Source organism: Streptomyces sp. NPDC006923 (assembly GCF_040635655.1).
Classification (GTDB): domain Bacteria; phylum Actinomycetota; class Actinomycetes; order Streptomycetales; family Streptomycetaceae; genus Streptomyces.
In genome coordinates, this window is record NZ_JBEYIF010000019.1 from 73576 (window position 1) to 86251 (window position 12676).

General features: G+C 69.2%; 13 protein-coding genes. 4 read left to right on the top strand and 9 right to left on the bottom strand.

Annotated elements, in window-relative coordinates:
- Positions 1-45 precede the first annotated feature (45 nt).
- From ABZ707_RS28785 to ABZ707_RS28795, 3 genes are read left to right on the top strand one after another with little or no spacing between them, the layout of a single operon-like run.
- Entirely contained in the window at positions 46-1290 is a 1245-nt protein-coding gene (locus ABZ707_RS28785; protein WP_360180428.1) for an extracellular solute-binding protein, read from the top strand.
- 5 nt (positions 1291-1295) lie between these two features.
- Positions 1296-2441, top strand: coding sequence for a sugar ABC transporter permease (locus ABZ707_RS28790; protein WP_360180430.1), 1146 nt, complete (start codon positions 1296-1298; stop codon positions 2439-2441).
- The gene (locus tag ABZ707_RS28795; RefSeq protein WP_360180432.1) at positions 2438-3376 is read left to right on the top strand and encodes a carbohydrate ABC transporter permease; all 939 of its coding nucleotides are present in this window, start codon (positions 2438-2440) and stop codon (positions 3374-3376) included. The genes ABZ707_RS28790 and ABZ707_RS28795 overlap by 4 nt, the downstream gene beginning before the upstream one ends.
- 86 nt (positions 3377-3462) lie before the next feature.
- Here the strand turns inward: ABZ707_RS28795 and ABZ707_RS28800 are convergent, their stop codons facing one another.
- The 3 genes from ABZ707_RS28800 to ABZ707_RS28810 all read right to left on the bottom strand — a co-directional run bounded on the left by ABZ707_RS28800 (position 3463) and on the right by ABZ707_RS28810 (position 5823).
- A complete protein-coding gene (locus tag ABZ707_RS28800) occupies positions 3463-3888 on the bottom strand; it encodes a hypothetical protein (RefSeq protein WP_360180434.1) in 426 nt (141 codons plus the stop codon).
- Between the two features lie 103 nt (positions 3889-3991).
- Positions 3992-4681, bottom strand: a complete 690-nt coding sequence (locus ABZ707_RS28805) for an HAD family phosphatase (RefSeq protein WP_360180436.1) — start codon at positions 4679-4681, stop codon at positions 3992-3994.
- 224 nt (positions 4682-4905) lie between these two features.
- Entirely contained in the window at positions 4906-5823 is a 918-nt protein-coding gene (locus tag ABZ707_RS28810) for a ScbA/BarX family gamma-butyrolactone biosynthesis protein (protein ID WP_360180438.1), read from the bottom strand.
- Positions 5824-5930: 107 nt separating this feature from the next.
- On the opposite strand from ABZ707_RS28810, the gene ABZ707_RS28815 reads away from it, so the two are divergent.
- Positions 5931-6584: a ScbR family autoregulator-binding transcription factor gene (locus ABZ707_RS28815; protein WP_360180540.1), complete on the top strand. Its 654-nt coding sequence runs from the start codon at positions 5931-5933 to the stop codon at positions 6582-6584.
- A gap of 33 nt (positions 6585-6617) precedes the next feature.
- On the opposite strand, the gene kdpC is transcribed toward ABZ707_RS28815, so the two are convergent.
- From kdpC to ABZ707_RS28845, 6 genes are all read right to left on the bottom strand, one after another.
- Positions 6618-7247, bottom strand: a complete 630-nt coding sequence (gene kdpC / locus ABZ707_RS28820; protein WP_360180440.1) for a potassium-transporting ATPase subunit KdpC — start codon at positions 7245-7247, stop codon at positions 6618-6620.
- A gap of 96 nt (positions 7248-7343) precedes the next feature.
- Positions 7344-9476, bottom strand: a complete 2133-nt coding sequence (gene kdpB / locus ABZ707_RS28825; RefSeq protein WP_360180442.1) for a potassium-transporting ATPase subunit KdpB — start codon at positions 9474-9476, stop codon at positions 7344-7346.
- On the bottom strand, positions 9476-11140 hold the full coding sequence (kdpA, locus tag ABZ707_RS28830; protein WP_360180444.1) for a potassium-transporting ATPase subunit KdpA: 1665 nt from the start codon (positions 11138-11140) through the stop codon (positions 9476-9478). The genes kdpB and kdpA overlap by 1 nt, the downstream gene beginning before the upstream one ends.
- Positions 11141-11152: 12 nt before the next feature.
- Positions 11153-11242 carry a K(+)-transporting ATPase subunit F gene (gene kdpF, locus ABZ707_RS28835; protein WP_360180446.1) on the bottom strand — a complete coding sequence of 30 codons (90 nt, stop codon included), beginning with the start codon at positions 11240-11242 and terminating at the stop codon, positions 11153-11155.
- Positions 11239-11403: a hypothetical protein gene (locus tag ABZ707_RS28840; RefSeq protein WP_360180448.1), complete on the bottom strand. Its 165-nt coding sequence runs from the start codon at positions 11401-11403 to the stop codon at positions 11239-11241. The genes kdpF and ABZ707_RS28840 overlap by 4 nt, the downstream gene beginning before the upstream one ends.
- A gap of 182 nt (positions 11404-11585) precedes the next feature.
- Positions 11586-12674, bottom strand: a complete 1089-nt coding sequence (locus tag ABZ707_RS28845) for a glutamate--cysteine ligase (protein ID WP_360180450.1) — start codon at positions 12672-12674, stop codon at positions 11586-11588.
- Positions 12675-12676 lie beyond the last annotated feature (2 nt).

The window sequence follows — 12676 nt, forward strand, 5'->3', positions numbered from 1 at the left end:
CTCCGGGCTGCTGAGCCGCACGTCGTATCCCTTCTGGAGGAATTCATGGTCACCCGCACGACCGTCGCCGCCCTCGCCACCTGCGCGGCGCTGCTGGCCGCCACCGGCTGCTCGTCCAGCTTCGGCGACGCCAAGGAGCCCGAGCAGGACAAGAGCGGCAAACAGGAGCTGACGGTCCTGATCGCCACCTCGGGGGACGCCGAGACCCAGGCCGTCAAGGCCGCCGCCGCCGCGTACGCGAAGGAGTCCGGCAACGCGGTCACGGTCTCGGTCGCCAAGGACATGAACCAGCAGCTCGCCCAGGCGTTCGCCGGGCACAAGCCGCCGGACGTCTTCTACGTCAACTCCGACCAGTTCGCGAACTACGCGAAGGGCGGGTCTCTGTACCCGTACGGAGACCGGATACCCGACGCCTCGGACTTCTCCGAGCAGCTCAGGACCTCCTTCACGTACGACGGCAAGCTGGTGTGCCTGCCCAAGGACACGTCCACCCTCGGTCTCGCCGTCAACTCCGATCTCTGGAAGAAGGCCGGGCTGACGGCGAAGGACTACCCGAAGAGCTGGCAGGAGCTGCGGAATGTCGCGGACAAGCTCACCGGCGGCGGTGTCACCGGCCTGGTCACCAGCGACGAGTACCAGCGGCTCGGTGTCTTTATGAAGCAGGCCGGCGGCTGGCTGACCAGCACGGACCAGAAAAAGATGACCGCCGCCACCCCGGAGAACGCCGAGGGCCTCGCCTTCGTCCAGTCCATGCTCACGTCCGGCTCGATGAAGTACGCGAAGCAGGTGGACACGAGCTGGGGCGGCGAGGCGCTCGGCAAGGGCAAGGCAGCCATGACCATCGAGGGCAACTGGCTCGACGGCGGGATGAAGCTCGACTACCCGGATGTGAAGTACGACGTGGTGCCGCTGCCCGCGGGACCGGCCGGCCGGTCCACGCTCGCCTTCAGCACCTGCTGGGGCGTCGCCGCCGAGAGCGCGCACCGGGCGGCGAGCGTCGATCTCGTCACGTACCTCAGCTCCGCCGACCAGCAGCTCGCCTTCGCCGACGCGTTCGGTGTGATGCCGTCGCGGACGAGCGCGCTCACGACGTACGCCGAGCGGCAGCCGCGCGCCAAGGCATGGGTGGAGGGCAGCGCGTACGCCCAGGGCCCGGTGACCATCGCCGGCTTCGACAAGGTGCTGAGCCAGTTCAACACCGATCTCCAGTCGCTGCGTACGGCCGACCCGAAGAAGATCCTCGCCGACCTGCAGCGCAACGGCGAACAGGCGATCGCGAAGGGCAATTGAGCCCCATGCGCATCCGCACGACGCCCGCCGGCCGTACGCCTCTCGAAGGCCGTACGCCGCACGCACCCGGCGGGACCGGCACCACCGGCACCACCGGCACGACCCGCGCCCGGCGCGCGGCCCGGCGCCGGGAAGGCGCCTGGGGCTGGCTGTTCGTCAGCCCCATGGTGCTGATCCTCGGCCTGTTCCTGGTACTTCCCATCCTGATGGCGCTGTGGGTGAGCCTGCTCCACTGGGACGGCCAGTCCAATCCGTTCAGCGGCCAGGCCGACTTCGTGGGCCTGGACAACTACCGGACGCTCTTCACCCAGGACGGTCTCGACCGCACTCTCTTCGCGACCGCACTGCGCAACAACGCCTACTACGTGCTGCTGACCGTGCCTCTCCAGACCGGTCTGGCACTGGGCCTGGCCCTCATCCTCAACCAGCGGCTGCTGCGTGGGCGCGGCGCGCTGCGTACGACGTTCTTCCTCCCGTCGGTCACCAGCTCCATCGCCGTCGCCACGATCTTCCTCTTCCTCTTCCAGGGAAGCGGGGCCGTCAACGCCCTGCTGTCATGGATCGGAGTGAAAGGACCGAACTGGTTCGCGGACCCGCGCGGGGTGCTCTCCCTGATCCTGGGCGGCCTGGGGATCGTCGATCCGGACCACCCCACCGGGGTGCTGGCCGACCATTCCTTCATGGGCCTCTCGTGGTTCGAGTGGCTGTCTGGACCCTCCGTCGCAATGTGCACGATCATCCTGCTGGCCGTGTGGACCACGTCCGGCACCTTTATGCTGATCTTCCTCGCCGCGCTCCAGGACATCCCCCGTGAGCTGGAGGAGACGGCGGCCCTGGAAGGGGTCAACCGGCGTCAGCTCCTGCGGTACGTGACGCTGCCCGCGCTGCGTCCGGTGCTGTTCCTGGTGCTCACGCTGGGGCTGATCGCCACCTGGCAGGTCTTCGACCAGGTGTACGTGATGGGCCAGGGCGCGCCCGGCAATACGACTCTGACGCCCGCCTTCCTGTCGTACTCCTCGGGCTTCGACGACGCGGACTTCGGCCAGGGATCGGCGATCGCGTTCGTCCTGCTCGTCCTGATCCTCACTCTGACCGCCTTCCAGCGCTGGGCGCTGCGGGAGCGCGGCACACGTACCAGGAGGAACCGATGAGCGCCGCCGGTACGGCCGTGGGCGACCGGGCCGAGCGGGCCCGGGCGCGCCGCGCCTCACGCGAGCGGGCCCTCCCCGTGCTGGGCCGCTTCCCTCTTGCGCTGCGCGTGCTGGGTTACGCCCTGGTGACCGGGCTGGCCCTGCTCTATCTGCTGCCCTTCGTCCTGCAGTTGGTGACCGGGTTCAAGACGGACCCGGACGCCGCCGCGAACCCGCTGTCGCTGCTGCCCACCACTCCGACGACAGCGGCCTACCAGCGGCTGTTCGGGCTGAGCGAGTCCGCCGACGGGGTGCCCTTCCTGCGCTGGCTCGGCAACTCGGCACTGGTGGCGGTGGTCGTCACCGCGGGACGGGTGCTCTTCGACTCGATGGCCGGGTACGCGCTGGCGCGGCTGCGGTTCCGGGGCCGTTCCGTGCTGTTCGTCTTCGTGGTCTCGGTGATGGCGGTGCCCGGTGTGACACTGCTCATCCCGAAGTTCCTGGTGCTCAACACCTTCGGGATCTTCGACACCTACACCGGCATGATCCTGCCGCTGCTGGTGGACGCCGCGGGCATCTTCATCATGAAGCAGTTCTTCGAGTCGGTGCCGCGTGAGGTCGAGGAGGCGGCGCGGGTCGACGGGGCCGGTGTGTTCCGGATCTTCTGGTCGATCGTCCTGCCGATGGCCAGACCCGCGCTGATCACTCTGACCATCCTGTCGTTCCAGGGGTCCTGGAACGAGTTCACCCACTTCCTCGTCGCCACCCAGTCCAGCCAGTACGAGACGCTCACCACGGGCCTGTCCCGCTTTGTCTCGGGCGGTCTCGGCGGCGGCACGCAGTATCCGCTGAAGCTTGCCGCGGCCCTGCTGTCCACCCTTCCGGTGGCCGCGCTGTTCTTCTGCTTCCAGCGGTACTTCGTCAACGGCGCCAACTCGGGGGCGGTCAAGGAGTGACGCGACGCGCGACCGGAGCGCGCGACGGACGTCCTGGGCCCGGCCGGAATCCCGGCCGGGCCCGCCGGGCACCCCCGCCGGCTTCTTCACTGCTCCGGGCGCCGGGGCAGCCAGGGAAAACGCCGACCGCGGTGGCGGGCCGGGATCGGAGCCTCGGCGGGACCGGCCCCGGGCCCCGCCGGGCGCGCGGTCTCCTCGCCGGGGCGGCCGGGGCCGTCCGTGGGCGGGTGCAGCCCTTCCTTGTCATAGGTGGTGGCCGCGATCACCGCCATGAGCTGTTCCTCGGTGAAGTCCTCCGAGCCCGGCACATGGGGGACATAGCCCATGAGCACGCCGTCCTCGATGACCTCGGCCCGCAGTCCCACGCCTTCGTCGAGGTCCCAGACCGCCTCACCGCCGTCGGCGAGCACGATCTGCACGCCGAACTCGTAGACACCCAGGTGGGCCAGATGGGCCATGACGCCGCGGGCACGCAGCGACGAAACGAGACGGCCGGCACGTTCCTCATCCATTCGGACGACCAACTCTCCGCACGGCGACTTATGAACCGATATGTCCGCTGCGGTCATGGTAGGCGGACCCGCGCCGCACGATCAACGGCACGGCCGTCCCCCGTCAGCCCGGCCCGTGCCCGGCACGCCCCTCCGCCCAGCCGGAGAGTTCGGGCTCGTCCAGCGAGCGAACCCACAGGTCGACCAGATCCGCGACCTGCTCGCCGGGCCAGGGGCCGACCCCCAGGACGCGCGTGCCCGCCCGGACGGCGGCCTGGATACCGCAGAGGGAGTCCTCGACGGCCAGGGTGTCCGCCGGTGCGGCACCGCAGAGCCGTGCGGCGGTGAGGTACACGTCCGGATGGGGCTTGGGCCGGATCTCGCCCCCCGGTACGACGACATGGTCGAAGCGGCCCAGCAGGCCGGATCTGCCGAGTGAGGACTCGACGACCTCCCTCGGGCAGTTGCTCGCGACGGCCAGCGGCGCGAACTTGGCGCACGATTCCACCAGTTGGCGGGCGCCGGGCATGATTATGGGGTTGCCGGCGACCAGTACCCGGAAATGCGCGAGAAGCCGGCCGGTGATCTCACCGGCGAGTTCCGGCCGGCCCGCTTCCTCCGCCATGAGGCGTCCGCATTCGGTGTAGTGCAGTCCTTTGGCGCGCTCCGCGAAACCGGCGCCCGGCTCGCATTCGTACTCGCGCAGCGCGCGAATTCGCGCGTCCTGCCAGTGCCGTTCGGTGTCCATGAGGGTGCCGTCGCAGTCGAAGACGACCGCCGCGGGAGTCCAGGAATGGATGCGATGAAGTGTCATCCGATTGCTTTCCGTTCAGGAGAGCCCGGAAAGCGGCGGCACTCGCCGCCACGACGGCACAAAACACCGCGTGCGCGTTGGTCAGCCACTCTCGGGCGGGTGCGGTCCCGGGCGGGCGCAGCCTTTGAAGGCCGTTTTCGGCGTCCGCCGAAGACATAACGATCGCTACGCTAGAGAGGAAAACTCCTGGTAGTCAAGTGACTGCGGATAGTATTTCTAGCTGTTTAGCTGTAGCCGAGGATGCCGAAAGCCTTCTGTTCACCGTCCTGGAAAAACCGAAAGACGCAGGTCGCGTGGTGCGGCACGCACAAGACCCGGGCGGGCGGGCCGAATTCGACAAAGCGCGCGGCTTTCAGCCGTCCGGACGCAGGACGCAGCAGGGTTCCCCCGCTTTCCACGGCCGCGGCCTGACGGGCCGCCTCCAGCAGGACCATCCCCGGCACATGGTCCGTGACATGGTCGAAGAAGAAGGGATGCGCCGGATCGGCCGGGGCCACCAGGACTCCGCCGCCGTCGAGCCCGATGACGACATCGCCCTCCCCGGCGACGCCGACACTCCGGGCATCGGGGCGGGTCATTCGCGCGGCCTCCGCCCCGGGGACAACGGACTCCGTACGCCCTTCCCGCCGGGCGGCGTACTGATCTCCGTCCAGGAAGCGCGCGCCGCCTCCGGCCTGCGCGAAAGGCACGCCGTACGCGCTGAAGCGCACATGCAGCCGCAGTCCGGTGACCGCGTCGTCCGGCCCGCGCCGGACCTCGCTCACCCGCACCAGACAGGTGACAGAAGTGGCGCCGGTGACGGCCCGTGGTTCCACCGACGGATCGATCCCGAAATACAGATCACTGATGAGCGATCGTGACGACATGGGGACCGCGAAATAACGCAGCGGAATATAGATGCCGAGCTGCCGCAGTGTCTCGACGATCACCAGGGGGCTGTGCAGTCCCGCCCCGTCACGCGGAAAGGTCGGATGAGATCTCGACCATGAGGCCCCGGCCTCGAAATCGCCGCTTTCGAGCCTGCGTACATCCGTGAGAAGCACCTCCGCGACGGAGCTCCGGTGCACCATTTCCCGGGCGACCGTACGTGACCAGGTCAGTGGCCGCACGTCGCCGGCGATGTCGCCAACCGATGTATCCATGCGATAAGAACATCGTAATTCTTGTGAAGATGCACCTGGTCCGCACCCGGTCCGTGAAAGCACTACATTGCGTGATGTCATCGGCGGCACGGGAATCCGGGGTGCATATGCGGGTTGGGGCGAAGCGGGTACGTGCGGAAACAACGCGCAGGTTTCTCCTGGAGGCGGCGGCACACCTGTTCGATGAGCGGGGTTACGCCGGCACCAGCATCAGCGACATCAGCGCGCGGTCGGGCCGTACCAGCGGGGCCATCTACTTCCATTACGCCAGTAAGGAGAATCTGGCCCTGGCCGTGGTCGAGGCACATTTCGCGGCCTGGCCGAAGCTCATCGACCAGCACAGATCGGCCGGACTTCCGGCGCTCGAAAGACTGGTCGGGCTGAGTTTCGCCGTAGCCAGGGCATTCCGCGACGATGTCGTCATCCGGGCCGGATCCCGTCTCTGGGCCGAGCGCAAGGCCATCGACGTCACACTGCCGCGCCCTTTCGTCGGCTGGATCGAGACGGTCACCGAACTGCTCGAAGAGGCCCACAGGGAAGGCGAATTCGCCATTGGCGTCACTCCCGAGGCGGCCGCCCACGGCCTGGTGTCCGCGTTCTTCGGACTGCACACCGTCTCCGACGCGCTGGAGGGCCGCCGGGGGATCGAGGACGGTCTGCGCGATCTGTGGCTGCTGCTGCTGCACGCGCTCCAGACGGATCCCGATCCCGCCTCGCTGCTGGCCCGGGTGCGGGAGCGCGAGAGGGAGGCCGCCACCTGAGGCGGCCCGTCCTCACCCGTACCCGGCTCGCGGTCACCTCACCGTGCTGAGGGCGTGGTTCAACTCGACGACATTGACGCCGTCCTGGCCCAGGAAGCCGATGTCCCGGCCCTCGGCATGCTCGGCGACCAGCCGTCGTACCACCGCCGGACTCAGTCCGCGCGCCCTGGCCACCCGGTTGACCTGCTGGTCCGCGTACGCCCGCGAGATGTCCGGATCGAGGCCGGAGCCCGAGGCGGTCACCGCGTCGACGGGCACGCTGCGCGGCGGGACACCGTCGAAGGCGGCCACGGCGGCCCTCCGTTCCCTGATGGTCCTCACCAGTACGGGGTTGTTGGGACCCAGATTGGAGGCTCCCGAGCCGGCGGCGTCATAGCCGGCGGGCCCGGCCGCCGAGGGCCGGGGCTGGAACCACCTGGGGTCCGGCCGGCCGGCGCCCCGGCCCGCCCGCTCCGGCAGGACGAAGTTCTGGCCGATCAGGCGGGAGGCCACCGGTGCCCCGTTCTCCTCGATCAGCGAGCCATTGGCCTGGTACGGGAAGACGGCCTGGGCGATACCCGTGATCAGCAGCGGATACCTGGCACCGGTGATCACGGTGAACACCAGCAGCATCCGCAGCGCCGACAGATGACGGCGGATTACGGGACGGAGCACAAGGGGCACGGCGGTCGTCTTCTCCTGTGAGTCGGCGTGAGCCCGGCCGGCCCGGACGACTGGCCGGCAGGACGGTCGGCACGGTCGGTCGGCACGGTCTGCCGGTCAGCGCAGACCGGGAATGAACTGGACGATGAGGTCGATCACCTTGATTCCGGCGAACGGAAGGATCAGACCGCCCACTCCGTACAGCCAGATATTGCGGCTCAGCAGCGCGGACGCCGACGACGGCCGGTACCGGACACCGCGCAGGGCGAGCGGGATCAGCGCCACGATGATCAGCGCGTTGAAGATGATCGCGGCGGAGACGGCCGAGGCCGGGCTGTGCAATCGCATGATGTTGAGGTGGTCCAGGCCGGGATAGACCACCGCGAACATCGCGGGGATGATCGCGAAGTACTTCGCGACATCGTTGGCGATGGAGAACGTCGTCAGCGCACCACGAGTGATCAGCAACTGCTTGCCGATCTCCACGATCTCGATGAGCTTCGTCGGATTCGAGTCCAGATCCACCATGTTCCCGGCCTCCTTGGCGGCCGAGGTACCGGTGTTCATCGCCACACCGACATCCGCCTGCGCCAGCGCCGGGGCGTCATTCGTCCCGTCACCCGCCATCGCCACGAGCTTGCCGCCCGCCTGCTCCCGCCTGATGAGGGCCATCTTGTCCTCGGGCGTGGCCTCGGCGAGGAAGTCGTCCACCCCCGCCTCCTCCGCGATCGCCCGGGCCGTCAGCGGATTGTCACCCGTGATCATGACCGTCCTGATGCCCATCCGGCGCAACTCGTCGAACCGCTCCCGCATCCCCTCCTTGACGACATCCTTGAGGTGGATGACACCCAGCACCCGGCTGCTCCTCGTGCCACCGCGCCCCGTCAGCTCGGCGACGACCAGCGGAGTACCGCCGCTCGCCGAGATGCCGTCCACGATGCCGCCGATGTCGGCGCCGGTCCCCCCGCCGTTCTCGCGCACCCAGCGCATCACCGCCGCCGCGGCGCCCTTGCGCAGCGAACGAGGACCGTCCGGTCCTGTGAGGTCGACGCCGCTCATCCGGCTCTGCGCGGTGAAGGGGACGAACACGGCGCCCGCCAGCTCTCCTTCGCTCCGGCCGCGCAGCGCGTACCGCTCCTTGGCGAGAACCACGATCGAGCGGCCTTCCGGCGTCTCGTCGACGATCGACGAGAGCTGCGCGGCATCGGCCAGTTCCTCGATCCCGACCCCCTCGGCCGGCAGGAACTCGGCTGCCTGTCGGTTGCCCAGGGTGATGGTGCCCGTCTTGTCGAGCAGCAGTGTGTTGACATCACCGGCGGCCTCGACCGCGCGTCCCGACATGGCCAGCACATTGCGCTGGACGAGCCGGTCCATGCCCGCGATTCCGATCGCGGACAGCAGGGCCCCGATGGTGGTCGGGATCAGCGCGACCACCAGGGCCACCAGGATCACCAGTGGCTGCTCGGCCCGCGCGAAGACCGCGAACGGCTGCAGCGTCACCACGGCGATCAGGAAGACGATGGTCAGCGACGCGAGCAGGATGTTCAGCGCGATCTCGTTCGGTGTCTTCTGCCGGGCCGCGCCCTCGACAAGGGCGATCATCCGGTCGATGAAGGTCTCGCCCGGCCGCGAGGTGATCCGTACGACGATCCGGTCCGACAGCACCTTGGTGCCGCCGGTCACGGCCGAACGGTCGCCGCCCGACTCCCGGATCACCGGCGCCGACTCGCCCGTGATCGCCGACTCGTCGACGGAGGCGACCCCTTCGGCCACATCACCGTCCCCCGGGATGGTCTGTCCGGCCTCGACCACCACCAGATCGCCGGGGAGCAGCTCGTTCGCCGGCACCTCCTCCTCCGCCGTGTGCTGTGCTCCCGGCCGCCAGTCACGGGCGAGCCGGCGGGCCCTGGTGTCGGTCTTCGTCCGGCGCAGGGTCTCCGCCTGCGCCTTGCCCCGGCCCTCGGCGACCGCCTCGGACAGGTTGGCGAAGACACTTGTCAGCCAGAGCCAGGCGGTGATCACCCAGGCGAAGACGCTGGGGTTCCTGATCGCCGAGAGGGTGGTCAGCACCGCGCACACCTCGACGACGAACATCACCGGGTTGTGGACCATCACCCGGGGATCGAGCTTGCGCAGCGCGTCGGGGAAGGAGCCGGCGAGTTGTCCGGGATCCAGCAGTCCGCCCGAGATCCGGCGGCTGTTCACCGCCGGCGGGTCCTCGGGGGCCGGGGACCGGCCGGTCGCGGACATCAGCGCAGCCCCTCCGCGAGCGGGCCCAGCGCGAGCGCGGGGAAGTAGGTGAGGCCGACGACAATGAGGATCACAGCGGTGAGCAGGCCGACGAAGAGCGGCCGGTGCGTCGGCAGTGTTCCCGCGTTGACCGGGACCGGCTGCTGCTCGGCGAGGGATCCGGCGAGCGCGAGTACGAACACGATGGGAAGGAACCGGCCGATGATCATCGCGAGGCCGAGGGCGGTGTTGTACCAGTCCGTGTTGGCGGCGAGCCCGGCGAAGGCCGAACCATTGTTGTTGGCGGCCGAGGTGAAGGCGTACAGCACCTCCGAGAAGCCGTGCGGCCCCGGGTTGAGCATCGCCGCCCGCTCCCCCGGCAGCGCCATCGCGACACCGGCGCCGGCCAGGACGACGGCGGGCGTGGTGAGGATGTACAGCGACGCGAACTTCATCTGCCGGCCGCGCAGCTTCTTGCCCAGATACTCGGGCGTGCGACCGACCATCAGACCCGCGACGAAGACCCCGACGACCGCCAGCACGAGGATGCCGTAGAGACCGGAACCCGTACCGCCGGGAGCAATTTCACCCAGCATCATGTTGAGGATCGTCATCCCGCCGCCGCCGGGCGAGTACGAGTCGTGGAAGGAGTTGACGGCCCCGCAGGACGTGAGTGTGGTGGCCACCGCGAAGAGCGCGGAACCCCAGACACCGAAGCGCTGTTCCTTGCCTTCCATCATCCCGCCTGCCGCGTGCCCCGCCGTACTGCTCACGCTGTGCAGCTCATTGGCCGTGACGACGGCGACGGAGGCCGTCCAGATCAGGGCCATGACGGCGACGATCGCGTAGCCCTGGCGGCGGTCGCCGGTCATCGTGCCGAAGGTGCGGGGCAGCGAGAAGGCGATCACCGACAGCAGATAGATCTCCAGCCAGTTGGTGAAGCCGTTCGGACTCTCGAACGGATGCGCGGAGTTGGCGTTGTAGAAGCCACCGCCGTTGGTGCCCAGCTCCTTGATGGCCTCCTGGGAGGCGACCGGGCCGCCGGGGATGTTCTGGCTGTCCCCCGCGATGGTGGTGACCGGCTGGAAACCGTGGAAGTTCTGGATCACACCGGCCGCGACCAGCACGATCGCGAAGACCACGGACAGCGGCAGCAGGACACGCAGGACGATCCTGGTGAGGTCCACCCAGAAGTTTCCGACCCGGTCCGTCTTCTTCCGGGTGAATCCGCGGACGAGCGCGGCCATCACCGCGATGCCGACCGCGGCCGAGACGAAGTTCTGGACCGCCAGTCCCGACATCTGCACCAGATGGCCCAGCGCCGACTCACCCGCGTACGACTGCCAGTTGGTGTTCGTGACAAAGGACGCCGCCGTGTTGAACGACTGGCCGGGATCCATGGCGGGGGTGTTCAACGACAGCGGCAGAGCGCTCTGGAGACGCAGGAATCCGTAGAGGAACAGCAGCGAGACCAGCGAGAAGGCCAGGACGCTGCGGAGAAAGGAGGTCCACGGCTGGTCCGCGTCCGCGTCGACTCCGCCGGCCCGGTACAGCGCCCGCTCCAGGCGCCAGTGCCGGGGTGAGACAAGGACATACGCGATGTAGTCGCCCAGCGGCCGGAAGGACAGCGCGAGCGCCGCCACCAGGGCGAGGATCTGAAGCCATCCCGCGAGAGTGCCGTTCATCGGGGAAGCACCCTAGAACCGCTCGGGGAGGATCAGACAGACCACGAGATAGCCGGTCAGGATCACCGCGACGGCCAGTCCGACGATGTTATCGACGCTCACAGCCGGCTCACCCCCCTCGCGACCAGGCCGAGGAGAGCGAAGACAGCGACGATCACCACGAGGTGGATGAGGTCGGGCATGGTGGAGACACCCCGTGGGATCGGGCGGGACAGGACCTGGTCCGCGGCCGGGCGACGCGGACCGGGCGCGACGCCGGCCACCGGACCGGCACCTGTGGGCAGCGGGACTCCGACGCTATCGCCCGGCGCCCCGGCGGGCCCTTGCCACGCCGGAGCCAATCGAGTGGCACCCGGCCCCCCGGCGGCGCCCGCGGTACCGCGCCGGCACGCGGCGCGGCGCGGAACGGAGGCCGCCGGGGCGGGCACTCACCGTCCGGGGGGCGTCACCCGGTGGTCAGGCGCGAGCACTCGGCGACCACCTCCCGCAGGCTCCCCGTCCGCCGGAACACTTCACGCTGCACACGCGCGCCATTGCCGCGCCGCAGCAGCTCGGTGATGGCGTCCTGCACCGGTATGAGATCCCCGCTGTCCTCCAGAGCGTCCCGCACATGGTCGAAGAGGGCCCGCACCGCGGCCTCCGCGGGCACGGGCCGCATGGTGGCGGGATGGATCAACTGCCGCTCCAGCCCGGACCGGGCAGCCGACCAGGCCGCCAGCCGCAGCAGCCCGACGCCCTGGCGGGCGGGCGGCTCACCGGCCTGCCACTCCCGGGCCGCGGTTTCCACCAGAGCACGCGCGAGGGTCGCCAGAAGCACCGTGTCCGAGGCGTTCAGACAGACGTCGGCGACACGGACCTCGACGGTCGGATAGGTGTTGGAGAGCCGGGCGTCGAAATAGATCATGCCGTCGTCACGCAGTACGCCGGTCTCCACCATGGCCTGGACCTGCGCGTGGTAGCGGTCGGCGGAACCGAAGATCTCCACGGGCCCGGCCGAGGGCCAGCGGCCCCAGACCCGGCTGCGGTAGCTGCTGTAACCGCTGTCCTCGCCCTGCCAGTAGGGAGAGTTGGCGCTCAGCGCCAGCAGGACGGGCAGCCAGGGCCGGATGCGGTCGAGGACCGCCACGCCCTCCTCGTCCGAGTCGACCGACACATGGACATGGCAGCCGCAGGTGAGCTGTTCCTGCGCGGTGAGCCCGAACTCCTTCTCCAGCCACTGGTAGCGCTCGTCCGGGGTGATCGACGGGCTCACCGGCAGCGGCGAGGTCGCCAGCGCGGCCACCGCGGCGCCCACCTCGCCCGCGTGACGCCCGGCCTCGGCGCGCCACCGCTGGATCTCCGCCGCCAGTTCGCCCATCCCGGTCTGGGGATGCGTCGCGAATTCGAGCTGCTCGCGCTGGAGCTCCTTCTCGAAGATCTCACCGTGCCGGCCGTCGCGGGAGGCGACGGCCAGCACAGCGGTGGACAGGGCCCGGGGTTCGTTGGTCTCCATGTCCACCAGGAGGAGTTCCTCCTCCACTCCGACACTGCGCACGG

What these genes read in the sequence shown, in the direction of transcription:
- ABZ707_RS28785 (WP_360180428.1), top strand. Translation starts at nt 46, where the DNA reads ATGGTCACCCGCACGACCGTCGCCGCCCTCGCCACCTGCGCGGCGCTG.
- ABZ707_RS28790 (WP_360180430.1), top strand. Translation starts at nt 1,296, where the DNA reads ATGCGCATCCGCACGACGCCCGCCGGCCGTACGCCTCTCGAAGGCCGT.
- ABZ707_RS28795 (WP_360180432.1), top strand. Translation starts at nt 2,438, where the DNA reads ATGAGCGCCGCCGGTACGGCCGTGGGCGACCGGGCCGAGCGGGCCCGG.
- ABZ707_RS28800 (WP_360180434.1), bottom strand. Translation starts at nt 3,888, where the DNA reads ATGGATGAGGAACGTGCCGGCCGTCTCGTTTCGTCGCTGCGTGCCCGC.
- ABZ707_RS28805 (WP_360180436.1), bottom strand. Translation starts at nt 4,681, where the DNA reads ATGACACTTCATCGCATCCATTCCTGGACTCCCGCGGCGGTCGTCTTC.
- ABZ707_RS28810 (WP_360180438.1), bottom strand. Translation starts at nt 5,823, where the DNA reads ATGGATACATCGGTTGGCGACATCGCCGGCGACGTGCGGCCACTGACC.
- ABZ707_RS28815 (WP_360180540.1), top strand. Translation starts at nt 5,931, where the DNA reads ATGCGGGTTGGGGCGAAGCGGGTACGTGCGGAAACAACGCGCAGGTTT.
- kdpB (WP_360180442.1), bottom strand. Translation starts at nt 9,476, where the DNA reads ATGTCCGCGACCGGCCGGTCCCCGGCCCCCGAGGACCCGCCGGCGGTG.
- kdpA (WP_360180444.1), bottom strand. Translation starts at nt 11,140, where the DNA reads ATGAACGGCACTCTCGCGGGATGGCTTCAGATCCTCGCCCTGGTGGCG.